Origin of the sequence: Comamonas thiooxydans, assembly GCF_002157685.2 — a bacterium.
GTDB lineage: Bacteria > Pseudomonadota > Gammaproteobacteria > Burkholderiales > Burkholderiaceae_C > Comamonas > Comamonas testosteroni_H.
Genome location: NZ_AP026738.1, coordinates 1,693,719 through 1,714,463 on the forward strand (window position 1 = coordinate 1,693,719; position 20,745 = coordinate 1,714,463).

General features: G+C 53.1%; 15 protein-coding genes. 10 read left to right on the top strand and 5 right to left on the bottom strand.

Annotated elements, in window-relative coordinates; genetic code table 11:
- Nucleotides 1-122: 122 nt before the first annotated feature.
- Both CTR2_RS07755 and CTR2_RS07760 read right to left on the bottom strand, forming a co-directional pair.
- On the bottom strand, nucleotides 123-1,106 hold the full coding sequence (locus CTR2_RS07755) for a DUF932 domain-containing protein (RefSeq protein ID WP_012837669.1): 984 nt from the start codon (nucleotides 1,104-1,106) through the stop codon (nucleotides 123-125).
- 211 nt (nucleotides 1,107-1,317) lie between these two features.
- Nucleotides 1,318-2,085: a hypothetical protein gene (locus CTR2_RS07760; protein ID WP_230630456.1), complete on the bottom strand. Its 768-nt coding sequence runs from the start codon at nucleotides 2,083-2,085 to the stop codon at nucleotides 1,318-1,320.
- A 100-nt stretch (nucleotides 2,086-2,185) separates the two neighbouring features.
- Here CTR2_RS07760 and CTR2_RS07765 point away from each other — a divergent pair, with 100 nt between their 5' ends.
- The 3 genes from CTR2_RS07765 to CTR2_RS07775 all read left to right on the top strand — a co-directional run bounded on the left by CTR2_RS07765 (nucleotide 2,186) and on the right by CTR2_RS07775 (nucleotide 5,319).
- The gene (locus CTR2_RS07765) at nucleotides 2,186-2,590 is read left to right on the top strand and encodes a helix-turn-helix transcriptional regulator (protein ID WP_230630455.1); all 405 of its coding nucleotides are present in this window, start codon (nucleotides 2,186-2,188) and stop codon (nucleotides 2,588-2,590) included.
- 153 nt (nucleotides 2,591-2,743) lie between these two features.
- Nucleotides 2,744-3,961: a YagK/YfjJ domain-containing protein gene (locus CTR2_RS07770; protein WP_019043833.1), complete on the top strand. Its 1,218-nt coding sequence runs from the start codon at nucleotides 2,744-2,746 to the stop codon at nucleotides 3,959-3,961.
- Nucleotides 3,958-5,319: a DUF3987 domain-containing protein gene (locus CTR2_RS07775; RefSeq protein WP_034358032.1), complete on the top strand. Its 1,362-nt coding sequence runs from the start codon at nucleotides 3,958-3,960 to the stop codon at nucleotides 5,317-5,319. The genes CTR2_RS07770 and CTR2_RS07775 overlap by 4 nt, the downstream gene beginning before the upstream one ends.
- 181 nt (nucleotides 5,320-5,500) lie before the next feature.
- Here CTR2_RS07775 and CTR2_RS07780 read toward each other — a convergent pair whose 3' ends face one another.
- The 3 genes from CTR2_RS07780 to CTR2_RS07790 form a co-directional block, all read right to left on the bottom strand.
- On the bottom strand, nucleotides 5,501-6,421 hold the full coding sequence (locus tag CTR2_RS07780; RefSeq protein WP_131326359.1) for a hypothetical protein: 921 nt from the start codon (nucleotides 6,419-6,421) through the stop codon (nucleotides 5,501-5,503).
- Nucleotides 6,422-6,578: 157 nt separating this feature from the next.
- The gene (locus CTR2_RS07785; protein WP_019043831.1) at nucleotides 6,579-8,504 is read right to left on the bottom strand and encodes a protein NO VEIN domain-containing protein; all 1,926 of its coding nucleotides are present in this window, start codon (nucleotides 8,502-8,504) and stop codon (nucleotides 6,579-6,581) included.
- A complete protein-coding gene (locus tag CTR2_RS07790) occupies nucleotides 8,504-9,790 on the bottom strand; it encodes a sacsin N-terminal ATP-binding-like domain-containing protein (RefSeq protein ID WP_230630453.1) in 1,287 nt (428 codons plus the stop codon). Before CTR2_RS07790 ends, CTR2_RS07785 begins: the two co-directional genes overlap by 1 nt.
- A gap of 124 nt (nucleotides 9,791-9,914) precedes the next feature.
- Between CTR2_RS07790 and mads1 the strand changes: the two genes are divergently transcribed.
- From mads1 to CTR2_RS07825, 7 genes are all read left to right on the top strand, one after another.
- Nucleotides 9,915-10,127: a methylation-associated defense system helix-turn-helix domain-containing protein MAD1 gene (mads1, locus tag CTR2_RS07795; RefSeq protein ID WP_019043830.1), complete on the top strand. Its 213-nt coding sequence runs from the start codon at nucleotides 9,915-9,917 to the stop codon at nucleotides 10,125-10,127.
- Entirely contained in the window at nucleotides 10,124-13,039 is a 2,916-nt protein-coding gene (locus CTR2_RS07800) for an ATP-dependent helicase (protein WP_019043829.1), read from the top strand. The genes mads1 and CTR2_RS07800 overlap by 4 nt, the downstream gene beginning before the upstream one ends.
- A complete protein-coding gene (locus CTR2_RS07805) occupies nucleotides 13,039-14,895 on the top strand; it encodes a site-specific DNA-methyltransferase (protein ID WP_019043828.1) in 1,857 nt (618 codons plus the stop codon). Before CTR2_RS07800 ends, CTR2_RS07805 begins: the two co-directional genes overlap by 1 nt.
- On the top strand, nucleotides 14,885-17,602 hold the full coding sequence (locus CTR2_RS07810; RefSeq protein ID WP_019043827.1) for a TnsA endonuclease N-terminal domain-containing protein: 2,718 nt from the start codon (nucleotides 14,885-14,887) through the stop codon (nucleotides 17,600-17,602). Before CTR2_RS07805 ends, CTR2_RS07810 begins: the two co-directional genes overlap by 11 nt.
- Before the next feature lie 101 nt (nucleotides 17,603-17,703).
- Nucleotides 17,704-18,567, top strand: a complete 864-nt coding sequence (locus tag CTR2_RS07815; protein ID WP_019043826.1) for a DUF5131 family protein — start codon at nucleotides 17,704-17,706, stop codon at nucleotides 18,565-18,567.
- Between the two features lie 36 nt (nucleotides 18,568-18,603).
- Nucleotides 18,604-19,881, top strand: coding sequence for a three-Cys-motif partner protein TcmP (locus tag CTR2_RS07820; RefSeq protein WP_019043825.1), 1,278 nt, complete (start codon nucleotides 18,604-18,606; stop codon nucleotides 19,879-19,881).
- A 99-nt stretch (nucleotides 19,882-19,980) separates the two neighbouring features.
- Nucleotides 19,981-20,730: a three-Cys-motif partner protein TcmP gene (locus tag CTR2_RS07825; RefSeq protein ID WP_230630451.1), complete on the top strand. Its 750-nt coding sequence runs from the start codon at nucleotides 19,981-19,983 to the stop codon at nucleotides 20,728-20,730.
- Nucleotides 20,731-20,745: the final 15 nt, after the last annotated feature.

The window sequence follows — 20,745 nt, forward strand, 5'->3', positions numbered from 1 at the left end:
CCCGCGAACTACGGGCATAAAAAAGCCACCTCAAAAGGTGGCTGGGGGTGTAGGAAAGATGAGAGAGGGGAAGAGAACTAAGGCGTCCAAAGACGACCCCAAAAGCCAACGGTCGGTCACGGTCAGGCGACCAGTTGCAGTGCATGATCCAGAGCACGCTGCTTGATCACTGCTCCCTGACCAAACCAAGCGCTGTCCAGACGGTTGTCCTGACTACGAGCCTGCTTCTCATGGTCAACAAACTCCGTCACGGAGCACAGCAGGCCCCAAGCCGTGTCCTTGGCCGCATGCATCTCAGCCCCACGGCCATGGCCCTCATAGAGCATCTGCACCTTCTTGAGAGCCCGTTCATTGGTCAGTCCCACAGACAAATCCGAATGGGAGTCTGTATTGCAGATCACCTTCAGGAAATAGTTCAGCGCCTCATGGGTCTTGACCTTGCGCTCGGCCAGCGTCTTCATGCGGTACATAAAGCTGTCCCACTGGCCCACGGCCACGCCCAACTGGCGCTTGACCACCTGGGCATCAAAGGTCGTGCTATGCGGTACCTTGACAGCACCGACACCGTCACGCAGTGCAATCGTCAGCGTGTTGTTGCACACAACCCGCACCGTCGTCGGCATGGCTACCGTAGCAAGCGTTCCGTCACAGGACGTCGCCAGCAGCAAATAGCCGTTGACCACATCATTGCCTTTGAGCGCTGCTGACTTGCCAGTACGGGCCAGAGCCCAGAACTTGCGACCAGCCTTGAGTACACCTGCGGTCTCCAGTTCGTAGCCGGCCACTTCCGTCAGATCACGATAGAACTCCAGCACCTGGCGGGGCTGGACTACCTGGTAGCGGCTTCCCACCACAGACAGCGGAGTCTGGGTGTCACTGCGGTACAGCACCTTTTGCTCAGGGAACTCTTTGGGCTCGGCGTACAGGCCTGACAGGCCTGAATCAGCATTGGAAGCCAGATAACGCACCGGTGTTTCCTGGATGCGCCAATCCATGCCGGCGGCCTGGGCCCAGACATCGATGCCTTGTTTGGCCGGAAGGGCGTGGCCCAGTTCATGCCAAGGGGTTTGGCCGGTATATGCCATGGTTTCTACAAGATGGGACATACAAATCTCCAAATGGATGGAAACCTCTCATCACCTCAGAAATTCAAAAACTTCCGCGAGCCGGTTGATTTCACGGCTTCGGATTTTTGAAAATGGGCTTGGAGAGGTCGTCGAATGAATGGGGGAGTATTCGATAAATCGAATAAAGCTGGAAAAGAAGCTTGGTGAAATTTGAAACGAGGATTAATACGGTAAGGCGGATTTCGTCTGATTACAGCGAGCTGGAATGTGAATGCGCAAAGCTATGACCGCATTCCTGGCATTTGAAATCGTTGAGGACGTGGGCATCAATGGTTTCACCAACGGCTGAACCAACCTCGCAGCCAATGGAGCTGCCCACTAAACCGCCAAGAACGGCACCAGCCAGCCCTCCAATAGAGATGCCTGCTGGGCCCAGAAGTGCGCCTGTAATACCGCCGATTTGTGCTCCACGCAGAGAACCTGCAAAACCACCTGCAGCACCGGCAAGCGATCCGACGAAACCGCCCGTTTTACGTCCCCAACATCGTTGGACGACTTGAAGACTGCCACATAAAGGGCAAAGGCAAGGACAAGGGCGAGGGGGAAAGGTGCTCATCAAATGCTCCGATCGTTGAAATACCGCTTGCACCTCAAGGCTTGTCAGCAAGGATTGAGGTGTAGACGGAAGCGCCGTAGTAGCAACTCGAAGCAGTGATATGTGGATCAAAAAAACTGGATTTAAAAATTCTTTAGTTCTGGGGTTTTGTTGTTTTTGGCGCGAATTTCTGCTACGGAAGGATTGCGAAGCTGAATGAACGGGTCCGAATGCTTTGAATTTGAGCGGATCTTGCATGCGAAATTTGAGGTTTTCGCACAGACCAATTCTGAGTGGATTTTTCCTCTGTATGGAACTAAATTTTTCATCGAATTCGCACGTTCGCATGACTTCGAATTTTGAGGATTTTGATGCGAGGTGAGGGGTGTGTGATTTCCTATCAATAAAATAAATAAAAGTCAAGAGACCTGCTTGTCAGTTGAGGCTCCGCGAAGCAGCTGCCTCGAAGTGAGAAGCCCCTCTCGATTCAATGAAGGCCTTCAAGCAACAAAAGGAAGACTTCATGAATCAGACCCTTTACCCTTCGGCAACGGCTGTGGGAAGCAAGGCGCTTGTGCCTGATGCAGCACGGGCTGTAGCTATATCTCGAGCCAAGCTGGCTGGTACGAATACCTCCTTGCAGGCGGATCTAGGTACTGAACGCCAGAATGAAGAGCCGCAAGTCATGCAGCCTTCTGCTCACCAGAGATCCACTCTGGATCTGAAAACTATCATCCGCCTACCGCAGTTCGTGAAATTGGTGGGGCTCTCCCGTTCCACGGTGTATTTGCGTCTGAATCCCAAGACCAAGTACTACGACCCGAGTTTTCCGAAACCCATTCAGCTCGGCATGAAGGCAGTTGGGTGGAAATTGGAAGATGTGTATTCCTATATCGAGAAGCTGCGGTACAGGGAAACGGACCTATGAAATGGGGTACTAAATTTTCAAAAAGAATCGTATTGAAATTCGGCGGTTTTGTACGATTTTCTTGCGCTAATTTCGATGTGTTGGATGCTTAATTCTTAGTTGTGATATTTTGAGTTAATTAGGTATTTAGTAACTAAATATAAGGTGTATGCAATGACCAATGATGATATCAATCAGAGTCAATATATTAACAAGTATCTCCGCTTTGAAGATTCATTGGATGGGGAAGAAGAGGTGCTTCCTCATGTCTTAGACAGGGAGCTTATTGAGGCATGTAAAATAATTTATGAATTTTCTTCGAGAATACCCCATGTCTATCCATTCCCTGAAGGAGCTGTCAAAAATTATATTGGGTTGAGAAATTATCAGTACTCCTTGATCACTTGCGTGTCCGAGATGATGAGCCCAATTTTATTGGATTCTGATATTTCAGGTAGTGCGTTTTATCTCAATGTTTCTCTTGAAATTACGTCTATTCTGGATGTGATCAAGCACTGGATTTTGAATGCAGTATATGTCGATGATCGTTTATTCCAGCTTTTGAATAACTTTGATTTAAATGCCTATCGCTTGATGACTCTTGACCAACGTTGTGAGGTGCATCAGGAGTTGAACCATCTTTCTCAACAGATACGTCAAAGACTGATGGCTGAAGGGCACAGAGAAAAGGTGCACAGCTTCAAACGAAATGCTACTGAGAACTATAAGCAAGTCCTGAAGATGGCTGAGTCCAAGTGGCAGCGATTTGGAAAGGTACTGCTGATCAGATTGGATTGGGGCTACAAGAAACCTTTCCCAGATCGGCGGGGAGTCTTTTTGTCTTCGCAGGACTTTGAGCAACGTTTCAAGATCGTTTGTGCATACCGGGATAAGAAGCTCAAGGCACTTCGCAAGAAGTACAGAAAGGACTTGGCTTTTTACGTATGGAAGATTGAATGTGCGCCAATCAAAGGGCTGCACATCCACTGGCTGATTGGCCTCAATGGAACCAAGCACCAAGATCGCATCAATGTGCCTAAAGCCATTGCCCAGATGTGGGATGCTGCTGTTGGCAACCCTGATACTTACACGTGGAATCTGAATGCTCAGCAAAAGAACGAAGACGCCATCTTGCGTGTGATCGACTACAGCGACCCTTTGCTATGGCTCATCGTGGGTGGGTATGCCGAGTACCTCACGAAGGTCGACTATGTGGTGCATCTAAGGGCTCCTGAGCGGATGCACGGATTTGGATCTTCCAAGGTGCCCAAAGTTGTCAAGCGCAAAACGGGTCCTAAGCGTAGCAAGCCGGAACAAGTTGTTGATCCATGGGCAGTGCGTCGTCCATTGCGTGAATTGAATGTAGCGAAGGCAAGCAAAGGGAATCAATGATGAACAAAGCGTCTCCTTATCCTCTACATTGCTTGCAGTCACTAGGCAGTGATTTTGCCCAGTGCGTTGCAGATGCCACGCAAGCTAAAACGGCTTTGGTGGGGCCCGTGGTACTCGCAGCGATGGCCGCTGCTGTACAGGGTACTGTGGACATTCATACGCCTTTCTTTACGGTCATGCCTGCGAGCTTGTACGTCTCTGTGATTGCGGAGTCCGGGATGCGCAAATCCACAGTGATCAAACATGCGTTTCACGGGTTCCGTGACTTCGAGGCTGCCTTCAATGGATGCCAGACAGGCGAGATGAATTTTTGTGAAATTGGTGCACACCCCTATCTCTGGGAGAACACGTCTGAGAGTGGCATCGTCAGCTTATTTGGTAATGGTGCGCAGGCGGCTGCCATTGTGATGGATGAAGGTGGAATGATGGCCAAGCATCTCGATATTCAGTCCATGTGCAAGCGATTTGATGGGAGTGACTTACGCGTAATACGTAAGTATCAGATCACACAGATACCGAATACGCGGACGACGTTTTGCATGGCCGTCCAGGACGCGGTGTATGCGGAGTTTTTGGAGGGAGCACAGGGGAAAATGATGATGCACTCGGGCTTGCATGCCCGCAACCTCTACTCCTTTACCAAAACATCATTTGTCTACAGTGGTTGTGCTGGTAGGAGTGTTTCGGACCCGAAGACGCAACCCTTTAACACCCGTGTTCGTGAGTTGATGAATGACTACCGAGACATCTTTGCTTCTTCGTGCCCAAGAAGTCATATTCAGCTCTCACCCGCAGCTCTGGGATGCTGGAGAACTGCAGCTGCCGACTGGCATCAAAAAAAGTTGTTTGCCCAAGAGTGGAGAGGGATGAAGCCATTTCTGGAGCGTGCTGGTGAGCAGGCGCTGAGAGTCGCTGCGGTGCTGCAATGGTTCAATGGGCCGAAGCCTATGATTGACTTACCAATGATGGAAGCGGCTGTTGAGTTGGTCAATTGGCACCTTCAGCAAGCATTGATGGGTTTAGGAAAATCAGAGGAGTTGGTGCGTAGTACGGGTATGGTCGATTTCGCCGATGCCTTGTATTCGTATATGCAGCGTAAGCTCTCAACTAATCCTGGAGGGTTTTTTAACAGAGTTGATTTGCTGCGCAAGGGGCCTAAATGCTTGCGTAAGGCTGCGAACCTTGATTTCGCTATCGATCAGTTGGTGGGGCGAAACAAGGTTATTCTGCATTTAGAAGGCGGAAAACGTGTTGCACTTCAAATGAATTTCAACCTACTGGCTCTACTGGCACAGCCCAATCAAAATGACGTCAGGAGGCTTACAAGCTTTTTGTCATCGCGGGATAAGGATAAGTAGTGGCGTATAGCTCCAGAGTAAATCTCTGGATCTCACGTACCGTAATGTATCGAGCATAGATGGTGATGATATTGTCATTGAAACCCGTGGAGCGGGGTACGTACCTAGGTATTAGGCGTGACTCGAAAATTTGGCGATAAATATCGATGAAAAATGAACTAGGAACTCCTCTTTGGAGGGGCTATTTTTTCTTTTTTGATTTTAAGTGATATTCTTCTATCTCTTTTCTGAAATTTTTATCTTCTTTGCACCATTCTCTAATTTTTCGCAATAATCCATCTGTTGTTAAGTTGGACCCGTAGTAAATAAAATGTCTACTGCCTTCTTCTCGGGTACCTATTTTTTTTTGATATTTTTCTAGAGTGGATTCAAGATTTTTATAATGCTTTCGATGCAGGAAAGCAATGGATGATGATTTTTCATTTTCAGCTGGGAGGTTCTCTGAAAAATAATTGAGAATATTTTTTAATAAAATATGTTCACCATAATTTTTAGTGGTGCCACCAAATTTAGCTATAGTTTTTCTATCTTCTTTGTCAACTATATTGTTATAAGAATTAAGTAATTCATAGAAATTAATTTGTATAGAAAAAAGTCTACTTATAATCAAATTTTGATATCTGTGGTCAGCAAGGTGTTCATTTTTATAAAATGAATTTATTATGATTTCTTCAATTGTGTTATTATTTGGGGTTGCATATTTGAGTTCTTTTTGAGATTGTCGAATGATCCCATAGTCAAATATTAGTTGTTGAATATTGGTAAATAAGGTAATGTATTCAGCTTGAATTGTAGTGTGTGGTTTATCTGTACGAAATTTTTCTTCTCCTAATAGTCTAATTTTTTCTGAAAAGGACTTTTTACCAATAATGTCGCGATAGGGTAATACTTTAATTATTTCTTCTTCATGATATTTTTCTGTGAGGTGAATTGCTTTTATTGATTCTGTAAATATGTTTTTTAATTTTTCGGGTAAATTGGGGATGAATTTTTTCGTGGCACTTAGTACTAAGCCTGCTTCGGATTCATCTGTAATAAGTAAATCCTTCAGAGCTTTCGATGGTTTTAGGTAGAATGGAGTTATTCTGATATTGGAATTCATCGATGTATATTTTTGGTGAGCTTTGATCTGCTATCGATCTGAATGAAATTATTTAAATGATTTTTGAGCGGTATGACATCAACGTAATCGTTGAATACGAATACAGAGTCGAGGATGATTTGTAGGAATTAATATTCGTTCTAATAGTCGTACATAACTAAGTAGGTTTAACTGTCAGATCATGATATCCATAAATCTGGTTATTAGATTTTGCTATCTCACGCCAACCTCTATCTAATGTAAATGTTCTGGCTTGACCGGCGGGGTTTTGAATTTTGAGCACACACGCCTGTGCTGGATTGCTTGCGTGTTCGACCACGTACAACCAGTAAGCTTTTCCCTTTTCACGCGCGCAGTTGAATTGTGTGTGTGACAGACCTACAGGACGATCTGCCATGGTGCCCATCATCGATTTCACTTCGATCCACCGAATTAACCTGCCACTGCTGTCGGCTTCGAAGAGGTCAAAACCAGGGTTGCCTTTTGATGTGCGTTGTAGCGTCGGTTCCAGCTCGATGATCAACGTGATGGCCTGTTCCTCAACTTGCATTCGCGTTGCTTGGTTGAGGCCATCTGGATCGGCATCATCATCGTTCGGGTGGATTCCGACGTAGGAAATGAATGGCCTGCTACCAGCCGAGCCAGGCGGCCTCGATCTCTGTCCACCACCACTGGTTCCGCCACCACCGGCCCGACCGCCATTGCCCACGCCGTCGCAGCCATCGGGATCAGGTGTGCCGGGCAGGATATCCTGCATGTCGTCGCCGTACAAATCTTTCGCGCCGTCATACACATCGCCGTTGGATGGCTCGTCGGCCTCCGGTTCGAGGGCTGTCGATGGCTCGGGATCCAGTGTTGGACTGGCGCTCAACCGGGATGCCAGCTCGGCAACGATAGCGGGGTCTCTTCGCCGTAGATCGAGAATCGCTGGATCGATGCCTGCCTCTTTGGCCAGTTGGTCGATGATCGGCGGTTTGAAGGCGATCTTGGTCAACAGGAAGGGGTTGGGCTTCCAGCCAAGGAGATCGAACACCACGAGCCCTGGCGGTACAAGCTCGCCGTCGGCGTTCGGCAGCCAGGCGTCCTCATTGAGCGTCCGGATGAAACTGGCGTCGAATCGTGCGGTCTTTGTCTCGTGGGAATAGCCCCATTTGTAGGAGCCGTAGAAGGCGGCAGTGCCACGGGCCTCGAGGTCAGCCAGCGCCTCCCACAGCACCTTCACTCTGGCGGCAGCATCCTCGGGTTTTAGTGTTGGCAAAAACTCCAGCAGCTGCGTCAGACCGCGAAGAGTGAAGTCTTCTGGCTGGCTTTCCCAGCTCGCACGTTCAAGTCCTGCTTCTCTGCGAATCTGCGCCTTTTCCGAATACCCCAAACCCGACGGCGTTGCTTGCGGCATGAGGTAGCGGCTCGCGCCACACGACACCAGCAGGTCACGGATATCCTCACCGCGCAGGCAGTCGTATTCGTTGTCAACGATCAGAATGTCGGGAACACCAGCGAAGAGCTGCGGCAGGCGGTCGGTGGCGATGTAGATGTCGCCGGGCTTGGCGACGTAGGCTTTGCCATCGCCTGTGTCGACCACCATCACGAAGTTGGTGTCGCGCAGGGCTGAACGGAGCTTCTCCTTCTGCGCTGTCGAGTCGGTGCTGAAAGCAGCACGGATGCGCTCGATGTCGACAGCGTAGGCATCCTCGGCCATGTCCACTTCGTCTTGTCGGTACTTCGGCAGGACGTTCTGAATGACGTCATCTACTGGATCGGGCTCAGTGATTTTCAGGGAGCTTAGAAAAGCGAGAGCCTCTGATGTCGCGCACACTGCACGACGCACTGTCGGGAAACCGGTTGCAATGGCACTGGGCAAGAAGGCCTTCGCTTCGCCGTTCTCATGCGCAACGATGTAAGTTCCATCATCAAGACGGATGAGAGGAACAGTGTCAAGATGGGGGCGCACGGTCTTCCCTTGACCATTCAGGAACTCATAGAGTCGCAACACCCACTCGTCTGGCTGTGCTTCGAGGAATGGCTTGGTCAAGTTTGGCACCAATTTCTCTGGTCTGATCTCGGAAACGTTGAGTTCGTCCATCAGGTACTGGCGAATCTCGGGTGCCTTGTCCTGCGTGATGTCGCCAGACAACCAAGCGGCGACCTCCGAACCGAACAGCGCCGCAGCTTGTTCCGGACTGAACAGCTCGCGCAACTCTTGCGTTCGCGCCAGCTTTGCTTGTTGGGCAGTGACATGCCCGTCGTCGAAGGTCGGAAGCAGTTCCTCGTCCTGAAACGCCTGCCGGACGGCATCAAACATCGGCACAAACCGTGAATTCTCTGGGAATTTCCGCGGTCAAGTGGTAGGCAGCGCAGCGCAGCGACATCCAGCATTGCGTTGTCCCGCATCCATCGCATCGCATCCACCAGCAGGCCAGACGTTTCCATGACCAGATGCTGGTTCCACGGCTCGCCGGGCGGGATGTTGTCGCGGCTTGGCGTGGTGCGGTACGGCCCCTGCACGAGAAAGCCAAGGTGGCTCTCAATCACCGTCGGGAAGAACACTACCAGCGGCGACTTGGCCAGCGGCTGCACAGCCCAGCGACCCAGAACGTCCCTTACCGCAACCAGTGAGAAGGCAATTTCCACCCGTCCGACCTTGTTACCCTCGGCAGAAAACACGTCGCGGTGAAACACCAGCCAGTTCTGATCGACTTCCGGCCGATCATCCTCTTTACCGATGACTGTGACGCGCTGGACATTGGGCCCGAGCGATTCGGGGGTGTTGCGTAGATAGAATCCGGACGCGCCGCCCTCGACGCTCCAGCTGATTTCGTCAATATGGCGCAGGAACAGCAACGCGCCCGGGCCCAAGTGGCGGAACCCTGCCGTAATATCCTGCGCTGCGCTCGAGTCCTCCGGCTTCAGGGGCAGGATGATCTGCGTCTCGTCTGCCGCGCGCGCCGAACGCGCCAACCGCTTCGGGAAGACGTAGTTCTCGATGGCGAAATTCTCCTCGCCAGAGTGAATCTCCGGAAGTTCGGTGACTGTGTAGACGGATTTGAAGCCGAGGCCGAAACGACCGATAGAGGACTCGTTCTTGGTGCTCTCGGCGATGTCGCAGACGCTTCGGACGTCAGCCTCGTCGAACGGCTTGCCGAAATGTGAGAGCGTCAGGCGGGTCGGGTTCAGGATGAACGCAGCCTTGCGTGATCCGTGCCACTCACCACGCCGACCGAGCGCATCCTCTGCGTTTTGCAGCAATTCGAAGATGAAGTGCGTGCGGTCGTCGTACAGTCCAGCAGCCAGCTGGCCGGACTTCTGAGCGCCTTTAGTGCCGTAGCTCTCCCGGTTCTCCTCGCAAATTGCCTCGTAGTTCGATGCCACGCCCACTCCCTCTTGGTCAGGCTCCGATTTGGATGCCAAGTTTGTTCAAGTCTGCACAATCGTGAAAGATTATGACAAGATGTGGCGGTAAACCAAGCACAGCACAGATCACATAGGAAAGCCGATGAGCGACCAACCGGACGAGATCCTCACGATTGATGAGGTAGCTGCCTACCTGAAGGCAGGCAAGCGCACGGTCTATCGCTTGGCCGCCAGCGGCAAGCTCCCGGCGTTCAAGCTCGGCGGCACGTGGCGTTTCCGTCGCGGTGAGTTGGATCAGTGGATCGCCAGCCGCATCGGCAAGGCGATGGTGGATGACGACAAGGGGGTGGAGTGACCCTCAGTTCCGTCACCCTCCAGTCCAAGGCCAACCCCCAGCAGCTCGAAGCTATTTTGGCCACCGACGGCCCGGTGCTCATCATCGCGGGCCCCGGCTCTGGCAAGACCTTCACGCTGGTCGAGCGCATCGTCTACCTCATCACGCGTAAGGGCGTCGCGCCGGAGTCGCTGCTGGTCGTCACCTTCACCGACAAGGCCGCGCGCGAGCTGACTACGCGCATCTCCAACCGTCTGACCGAGCTGAGCATCCAGTTCAATCTGAACGAGATGTACCTCGGTACCTTCCACTCTATCTGCCTGCGGCTCTTGGAGGATTACCGCGAGTTCACCCGACTCAAGCGCAGCTTCACGCTGTTCGACCAGTTTGACCAGCAGTACTTCCTTTATCAGCACATCAAGGACTTCCGCGAACTGCCCGACGCACGGCTCGTCATGGGCGATGACCAGACGGGTCGCTGGGCGCAGTCGGAGAACCTGCTCAAATGGCTCAACAAGGTCAGCGAGGAGGCGCTCGATGCGACCACGCTGGCGGCGGCCCCGGAGCCGGAAATCCGGGCCCTGGCCACATGCTTTGCCAAATACCAGGAGCTGCTGCACGAGCACAACTCGCTGGACTTTTCCGGCATCCAGTACGAGGCCCTGCAACTGCTGGAAAAGCGCCCCGAGGTGCTGGGGCAACTGCGCGAAAAGCTCACTCACCTGATGGTGGACGAGTACCAGGACACCAACACCATTCAGGAGCGCATCCTCCTGCTGTTAGCGGGAGAGCGCCGCAATCTGTGCGTGGTGGGCGACGATGACCAGGGCTTGTACCGCTTTCGCGGCGCCACTATCCGCAACATTCTGGAGTTCCCGACGCTGTTCGACGACGGCCAGTGCAAGCAAGTCAAGCTCACCGTCAATTACCGCTCGCACCCGGACATCATCCGTTTCTACAACGAGTGGATGAAGGAGCAAGTCTGGGACGACGGCACGCGCGTGTTCCGCTTCGCCAAGCAGATCGTGCCGCGCGAGGACGACTTTCCGGACTTGCCCACTGCCGTGCGGCTGGCAGCCAGCGATGACAAGGACGACACCACCAACTGGCATGCCGAGGTTCTGGCCTTTCTCAACGGGTTGAAGGACTCCGGCCAGCTTGCGGACTGGAATCAGGTCGCCTTCTTATTCCGCTCGGTCAAGAACGACAAGGTGGTAGCGCTGGCCCGCTTTCTCGAAGCGCAGGGGGTACCGGTGTTCTCGCCCCGCTCGAACATGTTCTTCGATCGCGAGGAAATCCGCCTGATGATCGGCGCGCTGATCTTCCTGTTCCCGCAGTTTCCCAAGGTGCGGGCGTGGGTGGAAGGCATCACGCTGCCAATCTGGGTCTACTACGACCACCAGTGCTTCAAGCCCTTCATCGACGAGCTGCGCAAGCCGGAGAACAAGCCGCTGCTCGACTGGGCACGCCCCCTGGCCAAGCGCCATGCGGTGCTGGCGCAGAACACTGACTACGCCTTCTCCGGCCTGTTCTATCAACTGCTGCAATTCCCGCTGTTCTCGCGCTTTCTCACCGAGGAGGCCGTGCAAGGCGTGGACAAGGGGCGCGCGGCGCGCAACCTTGGCACGTTCTCCAAGCTGCTGACCAAGTTCGAGTACCTGCACTACGTCAGCGTGCTTAACCCCGAGTGGCTGGAAAAGAACCTGCGCGACCTGTTCAACCAGTTCATGCGCTTCCTCGTCGATGGCGGCATCGGCGAGTACGAGGACGAATCCGAGTACGCACCCAAGGGCTGCGTCTCGTTTCTGACCGTACACCAGTCCAAAGGGCTGGAGTTTCCGGTGGTGGTGTGTGGCTCGCTGGAGGCGGTGCCGCGCAAGCAGTACAGCGCGTTGGACGTGCTGCTGGAGGACGGCGGCTACCTTTCCAAGGAACGCTTCGAGCCGCTCGACCACATCAAGAATTTCGACTTCTGGCGGCTGTTTTACACCGCCTTCTCGCGCGCCCAGAACCTGCTGGTGCTGGCCGCGCAGGAGAAGCAGGGGCGCGGCAAATCGCCGTCCAAATACTTCGAGCGCCTGTTCTACGAGCTTCCGAGCTGGCGCGATATTGATCTGTCGGCGTTGACCTTCGAGGCCGTGAAACAGATCAACCTCAAGCGCGAGTACTCCTTCACCTCACACATCACCGTGTTCGAGAACTGCGCCGAGCAGTACCGCTTCTTCAAGGAGCTGGAGTTCGCGCCCATCCGCGAAAGCCCGATGCTGTTCGGTACTCTGGTGCACCAGACCATCGAAGACATCCACAAGACCGTGCTGCGCGGCGAGGAAGGCTCCATTACCCTGGACGGCATCAAGGGCTGGTTCTCGGCCAACTACACCATGCTCTCGAAGAAGGAGCGCGTCTATCTCGCATCCTCCTCGCAGCAGGCGGCGCTGCAGCATGTACTGCGCTACTACGAGCGGGAAAACGGCAACTGGGATCGTCTCAAGGAAGCCGAAGTTGAGATTTCGCTTATCAAACCGCAGTACATTCTGAAGGGCAGCGTAGACTTGATACGGGGCGAGCACGATACGGTCGAGATCATCGACTTCAAGTCGGAGAAGAAGCCTGACATGGAGAAAGATCGAGAGCGCTTGCGCCAGTACCAGCATCAGTTAGAGGTGTACGCTCACCTTGTTGAAGGGCGTACTGGCCAAAAAGTCAGCCGCATGCACCTGTACTACACAGGCGAAGATGGCGGTAACCCTTATGTGTCATTCACCAAGGACGAACGCGCTATCGGCAAGACCATCGCGCGTTTCGACGACATCGTCGCACGCATCGAACAGCAGGACTATGCTATCGCAGCACGCCCGACCAAGCTGTGCCTGAGCTGTGATATCCGTGCTTACTGCGATAACAAGAATTGGAAATTCAGGAAAAACAACTGATGAGCAAGAAAACACCTGCGCAGGAAAGCCTGCAACTGGCCACACCCGATGGCGGTACTACCAATGTTGAGAAATACGAGTTCGAGCCGATCAAGGGCTACCCGATGCTCAATTGGCGTGGCAAGCGCCCATTCACCTCGACGCAGTACTACCCGGCTCAGTTGAAGGAAGTTCACGGAGAGGAGGCGGACGGCTGGCGCAACAAGATTTTCTGGGGCGACAACCTTCAGGTAATGAGCCATTTGCTAAAGCAATTTCGGGGCAAGGTGGATTTGATCTATATCGACCCACCATTTGACTCAGGTGCTGATTACAAGAAAAAGGTTCAACTTGGCGGGAAGTCTGCGACTACGGACCAGCCTGTTTTTGAAGAAAAGCAATACACCGACTTATGGTCGAATGATGAATATTTGCAGTTCATGTTCGAACGACTTGTTCTTATGCGTGAGCTGCTGTCGAAGACCGGGAGCATCTATGTTCACTGTGACTCACATAAATCGCATCATCTCCGATGCATCATGGAAGAGGTGTTCGGTCAGGAACACTTCTTAAACGACGTGGTTTGGTGCTATTCAGATGCTGCGAATAGCAAAAAATACTGGAACACTAAGCACGATACTATCTTGTTCTTTAAGAAATCGGAGGAGTGGACGTTTAACTATGAAGCAGTACTACGGCCTCATACTGAGGAGAACATTAAGAAGTATCGATATGAGGACGAAAATGGTCGCTATAGGTTATTTGGTAAGAACGTAGCAGGAAGCCCGATTCAGTGGCATAGGGATGTAAGTCCTGAATGGGAGAAAACCAATCCTGAGCTTGTCTTTAGGCACTACCTCAAAGATGGCAGTCTCCCATTGGACTGGTGGAATATAAATCCGGTGAATCAGGCTGCAAAAGAGCGGACGGGCTATCCAACACAAAAACCAGAAGAGCTGTTGGAGCGCATTCTCCTTGCTAGTTCCAAGCCGGGTGACATCGTCTTTGATTGCTTCATGGGGTCAGGAACCGCTCAGGCTGTGGCAATGAAACTCGGACGCCGTTTCATCGGTGCGGACATCAATCTAGGTGCGATACAAACAACCACTAAGCGCCTTCTCGGCGTTGCTGATGGCTTGCGCCAGAAAGACTTAGATGGCAAGAGCCAGTACTTCACTGGCTTCGAACTACATAACGTTAACCACTACGATGTGTTCCGCAACCCTGTTCAAGCGAAAGAATTGTTGATAGAGGCGCTGGAAGTGCAGAAGCTGGAGTTCAGTACCGTATTTGACGGCGAGAAGGACGGGCGCATGGTCAAAATCATGCCCGTCAACCGCATCGCTACGCGTGCCGATCTGAACGAGCTGATCGCGGGCTTTGATTACAGGGCGTGGGAGCACAAGCAGAATGAGTCCCCAAACCGTCCGGTCGAGAAGATTACACTCGTCTGCATGGGCCATGAGCCGGATTTGGCTGCTCAACTAGAGCTAGCCGCTAAGCCCTTTAGGATCGACGTTGAGGTAGTGGATATTCTGCGTGACAAGGCTGATCTGGAGTTCAAGCGCGACTCGCAGGCGAAGATCTCTATTAAGAGCGCTGAACTGGTTATCGAGAAGTTCTACCCGATGAACCTGCTGCAAAAGCTCTCGCTTCAAAAGGAGTCGGTCGAAGACTGGAAGGAGCTTGTCGAGTCGGTATTGATCGACTGGAACTACGACGGTGCAGTGCTGCAACCGATGGTAGTAGACATCCCCGGCAAGAACGACCTAGTCAAGGGCGAATACACTGTGCCCCAGGATGCGGGTACCATCCGCGTGAAGATTACCGACCTGCTTTCGGAATCTTGGGAAGGGAGCGTGAGCTATGGCGACTAAGCGCGCAGCCGCCAAAGCCAGTGGCAAGGGGGCGAGCAGCGCCAGCGCGTCGCTGGACTTTGCCTTCTTTCGCTTTCTGTGGCAATTCCACAAGGACAATCGGGGAAAGCTGCGCCAGAGTTATCGTGAGCTCACGCGCAAGTACCTCGATTTCAACAACCCGGACAAGAACCCCAAAGCCTTCCTGCGCCAGCCGCAGTTTGAGGCGCTGGAAACCTACGTTTTCCTCAAGGAGTTTCTTGATAACGCCAAGGTCGAGGAGATCTTCAAGGCGTGGTACGAGCGTAGCGGGAAGTTCGAAGGCCGCAAGTTCGGCTCTTTCCTCGGTAATGCCGGGCAGGAGATGTTCCAGTTTGGTGAGTCCGATGAGCTGGAGTTGAATTCGTACAAGGTGCTGTTCGAGAAGATGCGCAAGAGCTCACGCGCCTATCCGAACTACATCTTTGCGCTAACGATGGGCACCGGCAAAACTATTCTGATGGCTACCTGCATCTTCTATGAGTTCTTGCTGGCCAACAAATTTCCGAAGGATGCGCACTATTGCCACAACGCACTGGTGTTCGCACCGGATAAGACGGTGCTGCAATCGCTCAAGGAAATCGAGTCCTTCGACCTGATGCGCGTGGTGCCACCGGAGTACGTCAATTTCCTGACTACCCATCTGCGTTTCCATTATCTCGAAGAGGCTGGTACCTCGCTGGACACGCTGGATCGCTCGCGGTTCAACATTGTCGTCTCGAACACGCAGAAGATCATCCTCAAGCGCCAACATAAGGAAAAAACGCCTGCTGCCAAGTTGTTCGCCTCGAGCGGCGAAACCCTGGCTGCCAACGGCGTTTATGCCGACGCCGCCGACCTCTACAACTTTGACCAGCCAGAGGAAGAAGGCGAACTGACCACCAACCAGCGCTTCGAGAAGCTGCGTCGTTTGGAACAACTCGGCATCTACGTGGACGAGGCCCACCACGCCTTCGGCAAGGCGCTGGCCAAGGACATGGGCGTCGGGGCCAAGGAAACGGACACTAGCCTGCGCACTACCATCGACATTCTGGCTGCCAGCCTGAATGCTGCGGGCACGCGCGTAGTGGCCTGCTACAACTACACTGGCACGCCCTACGTGGGGCGCGAGGTGTTGCCAGAAGTGGTTTACGCCTACGGCCTGAAGGAGGCCATCGACAAGGGCTTCCTCAAGAAGGTAACACTGCACGGCTACGCCAACACGCGCACCGACGAGTTTGTCGACATTGCCATCGAGAACTTCCTGAAGGAGACGGACGGGCTACGACCCGAAGGGCTTTCCCCGAAGCTGGCCTTCTTTGCAGCCACCGTGGAGGAGCTGACGGAAGAGCTGAAGCCCGCCGTCGAGCGTGCGCTGCTCAAGCACGGCATCCCGACCTCGCGCATCCTGGTGAACGTGGGCGACAGCAAGATCACTACCAACGACGACATCCGCGAATTCAACCGACTCGACACCGAAGGCTCGGAAAAGCAGTTCATCCTGCTGGTCAACAAGGGCCGCGAAGGCTGGAACTGCCGCTCGCTGTTCGGTGTGGGCCTGTTCCGCGAGCCCAAGTCCAAGGTGTTTGTGCTGCAAGCCACGATGCGCTGCCTACGCGCCATCGGCGAGGCCCAGCACACGGGCCACGTCTTCCTCTCGGGCGACAACCTCAACACGCTCAACGATGAGCTGCAGCAGAACTTCCGCATCAGCGCCGACGAGCTGCAGAAAACCGGAAAGGAAAAGGAGCGCGTGGAAGTGCGCGTGGTTGAGCCACCGGTCAAGATCAAGCTGGTGCGCGTGCGCAAGCTTTTCCAGATGCGCGAGAAGCAGCCCGTACAAGGGCAGGAACTGATACCCGAGCGAGAGAGCAGGGAGAAGTGGAATGAGCTGGTTGAAAAGTACCGCCTGATCGAAACACAGCAAGACGGGCTGACCGCCGCCGATGCGGCGCGCGCCTCCGACAGCCGTACCTTCGACCTGACCGCCCGCCGCGAGAAACGAATGTTCTCGCCCATGACGCTGGTTGCCGAAGTGTCTCGCTATCTCAACCGTAGCCCATTGGAGATCGAGGAGCTGCTCGACGCGACCAAGGAAGGCACTGGCGAATTGGTGACCATCACCAACGAGTTCAACGAGCTGCTGTACGACGAGATCATCCCACGCCTGTTCCGCTTGCTGTTTGACCTTGACGAGTACGAGAAGAAAGACGAGTACGAGGTTGATCTGATCAAGATGCCTCCGAACGGCTACTACGAGGTGTCTGCAGCTAAGGACAAGATAGTGCGGATGCACGACACGCAAATCAAGGACGAGGAGCGCGCAAAGAGCTTTCACCTCGACACTTATTGCTTCGACTCCGGCTCAGAGAACTGGCTGTTCTGGGATCTGTTGCGTGAGAAGCGAGTCCGGAAGATCTACTTCACCGGGATGCTGACCCACGGCCAGTCCGATTTTTTCATTCAGTACATCGACCCCGATTCGCGCACCGTGCGTAGTTACTACCCGGACTTCATCTTTCAACGCGAAGAACCGGATGGCAGCCTGAAGTACGTGATCGTTGAGGTGAAAGCTGACAATCAAATCGAGGATGCTGTGGTGCAGGCCAAGAAGGACTTTGCGCAGCAGATTGCGGTGGCCAGCGGGATGGAATACCGCATTCTAAAATCTTCTGATGCAGACAATCGCCGTTTTCGTGTACTGCTGTAGGTGCCGGCTCTGCAGGCTACATAGTTAGGCTAGGTGTAATACTGGCAGGTATACTGTAAAAAAATACAGTAGCCTGCTGCAATACACTAGACGGATAACCAATGGCAAAAGACTCCCGTATCGAATGGACACACCACACCTTCAACCCGTGGTGGGGATGCGTGCGCGTATCCGACGCTTGTGATCATTGCTATGCCGAGACATGGGCTAAGCGCTTGGGAGAGGACGTGTGGGGGGCGAAATCCGAACGGCGGTTTTTCAGTGATGCCCACTGGAAAGAGCCGCTGAAGTGGGATCGTGAAGCCAAGGAAAGCAAGACGCGGCGGCGCGTGTTTTGCGCTTCGATGGCCGACGTTTTTGAAAACCGCAAGGACTTGATTCCTCATCGCCTTCGCCTTTTGGAACTCATTACAGCCACTCCGCATCTGGATTGGCTACTATTGACCAAGCGGATTCATCTGGTGCGTAAGCAACTCCCCACGGGCTACGAATTTCCCTCCAATGTTTGGCTTGGCGCGACGGTCGAGAACCAAGATGCGGCAAAGAAACGTATCAAGTACCTGCTTGAATTCAGTTCTCCAGCAGTCCGTTTTCTTTCCTGCGAACCCTTGCTCGGTCCTTTAAATCTGCGACCATGGCTGCAGCCTGGCAAAGGTAAACCTCGTGTCGACTGGGTAATTGCCGGAGGCGAGTCTGGACCAGGCGCTCGTCCTATGGAGCCTCAATGGCCTGAGGATCTGCAAGAACAGTGCGATGAGGCTGACGTTGCATTTCACTTCAAGCAATGGGGCCATTGGGCTCCTCTTGAGCAAGCCGAAGGCTTGGTCACCGGACGAACTCCAATTCATATCGTTCGACGTGACGGTTCGGAGATTAAACTAGCTGCAGTTGGAAAAGGGAAGGCTGGTCGCTCTTTGGGGGGGCGCCATTGGGATCAATTCCCAAATACAGGAAATACTGTGTAGAGCTTATAAATTCAGTACTCGCAGAAAGGCTGGCTCTTGGCACGAAGGCACTACGATTGGGCAAATGGGCCCGCAGAGATCGATGCGCACAGCTTGACAAAGCATGAGGTGCTGGTTGATTACTTGATTCGGTATTTTGAGCAGCGAACACTGAACGCCCGTGGAAGGGAGCAACTGCGCATCACGCTAGTTGATGGATTCTGTGGCGGCGGGCTTTACACCCTTAAAGGGAAGGGGACCGAAGTTCTCGGCTCCCCACTTCGCATGCTAGGAGCTGTAGCGGAGGCTCGTGTACGCATCAATGCCCATCGCCGCAAGCCCATCGACTTAGATGTCCAATATGTGTTTATCGACAAGGATACGAAGGCGCTTTCTCATCTGAAGCATGTCTTGCATGAGCGTGGCTATGGCGATGAAGTTGGCCGTTCGATCCATTTGATTTGCGACGATTTTGTATCTGCATCATCCTCCGTCTTGCAGTTAGTTGGGCTGCATACCCCGCGTGCGAATACGGCGCTCTTCTTTCTTGATCAATACGGCTACAGCGATGTGCCAGCTCCGTTAATTCAACGAATATTTACGGAGCTGCCAAAGAGTGAAGTGGTCCTCACATTTCACGTATCCTCCTTCGCCACTTATACCAACGACGCTTTTGCGGACCAAATGTCCAGTAAGCTTTCCATTGACATCCGTACTGCTTTGGAGGGCCGCTCGATTGAGCAGATTAAAGATGAGGACGCTGCAGACTGGCGCCGGTTGATTCAAGCCGCGCTCTATCAGGCTTTGGTAGTGAGGTGCGGAGCCGAGTACTTCACCCCTTTTTTCATACGCGGGGAGGGGGCTGGTCACGGTGAGTACTGGCTCGTCCACCTTTCAAGGCACCCAAGAGCTCAGGACGTTATGAAGCAAGTGCACTGGGCTAAGCAAAACTGCTTTCTCCACTATGGAGGTGCTGGCCTGAATATGCTTGCAACCCCAATGATGGGATTTCGCCAAGAGTTCAATGGCGGGTTCCGCTTTGATGATGTTGCTCAGGCGCATTCATTCGCCGCACTAACTACGCAGCTTGCCGAGAACATCACCCAGCGAGGGCAGCCAATACAAATTGGGCAGCTTTACTCTTCCACTTGCAACACTTCGCCTGGTACCTCTCTCATGTACAAAGAAGTGCTTGAGAGGCTTGCTGCAGAGAAAGATATCTTAATCACCGGCGAGGATGGAAAGAAGCGGAAGCATGCTCGGTATATGCGTGATACGGATTGGATTGAGCGCCACAAGCAGTTCTCTCTTTTTGATGCGCCTAGGACGGTGTAGCTTATGAGCTTTCGCCTTATTTGCGATGAAGATCCATGGCCCCATCTTCCTATCGAGCGTGGTCGAGCAGGGGAGGGGGTAGGGCGGTGGGTGCCAGACATGAAGCACACCTATCTTGCCAAGTATGTGGAGGGTACTCGTCGAGCACGGGAGAAGCACAGGCAACGGGTATTTGTTGATCTGTTTTGCGGCCCTGGACGCATCCAAGTTAAAGGCGAAACCATGACACGCCCGGGAGGTGCACAAGTCGCATGGCAGCATTCTCTCCTTGACGACGTTGGATTTACTTCCTGCTTTGTCGGTGATTTGGATGCAGAGAGGGCATCCGCTTGCGCCGAGCGGCTGCGTGCGAAAGGCGCGCCAGTTACTGCCTTTCCAGGGGCTGCGGAGAGCACTGTCGATCAAGTGCTTAATGCGATCCCAAGGAGCGCGTTGTGCTTGGCGTACCTTGATCCCTATAACCTCCAGTATCTTTCGTTCAATGTGATCGAAAAGTTGGCGAAGTTACCGCGTGTCGATTTTGCAGTTCATTTCAGCACGATGGATCTGCGGCGCAACGTTCTGATGGAATACAACCCGGAGCGTGCTCGATTTGACGCAGCAGCTCCTGGATGGCGACAGCACATCGACCCACTTGCTTTTGTGCGTGGAGATGCTGATGAAGCATTCTTTGATTACTGGTGTGGGCTAGTACGAGGACTTGGGTTTGCGATCAGTCATCGGATGCCACTGATTCGTGATGAAGGGAATCGACCTCTGTATCACTTGGTATTTTTCAGCCGTCATGAGCTGCCGAACAGGATCTGGGGGGATGTTGCTCAAGGGCCAAACCGGGAGTTCGATTTCTAGAAGATTGCTTCTTAG

Coding starts and splice junctions, on each gene's coding strand:
- CTR2_RS07755 (WP_012837669.1), bottom strand. CDS start 1,106: ATGTCCCATCTTGTAGAAACCATGGCATATACCGGCCAAACCCCTTGG.
- CTR2_RS07765 (WP_230630455.1), top strand. CDS start 2,186: ATGAATCAGACCCTTTACCCTTCGGCAACGGCTGTGGGAAGCAAGGCG.
- CTR2_RS07770 (WP_019043833.1), top strand. CDS start 2,744: ATGACCAATGATGATATCAATCAGAGTCAATATATTAACAAGTATCTC.
- CTR2_RS07775 (WP_034358032.1), top strand. CDS start 3,958: ATGATGAACAAAGCGTCTCCTTATCCTCTACATTGCTTGCAGTCACTA.
- CTR2_RS07780 (WP_131326359.1), bottom strand. CDS start 6,421: ATGAATTCCAATATCAGAATAACTCCATTCTACCTAAAACCATCGAAA.
- CTR2_RS07785 (WP_019043831.1), bottom strand. CDS start 8,504: ATGGACGAACTCAACGTTTCCGAGATCAGACCAGAGAAATTGGTGCCA.
- mads1 (WP_019043830.1), top strand. CDS start 9,915: ATGAGCGACCAACCGGACGAGATCCTCACGATTGATGAGGTAGCTGCC.
- CTR2_RS07805 (WP_019043828.1), top strand. CDS start 13,039: ATGAGCAAGAAAACACCTGCGCAGGAAAGCCTGCAACTGGCCACACCC.
- CTR2_RS07810 (WP_019043827.1), top strand. CDS start 14,885: ATGGCGACTAAGCGCGCAGCCGCCAAAGCCAGTGGCAAGGGGGCGAGC.
- CTR2_RS07815 (WP_019043826.1), top strand. CDS start 17,704: ATGGCAAAAGACTCCCGTATCGAATGGACACACCACACCTTCAACCCG.
- CTR2_RS07825 (WP_230630451.1), top strand. CDS start 19,981: ATGAAGCACACCTATCTTGCCAAGTATGTGGAGGGTACTCGTCGAGCA.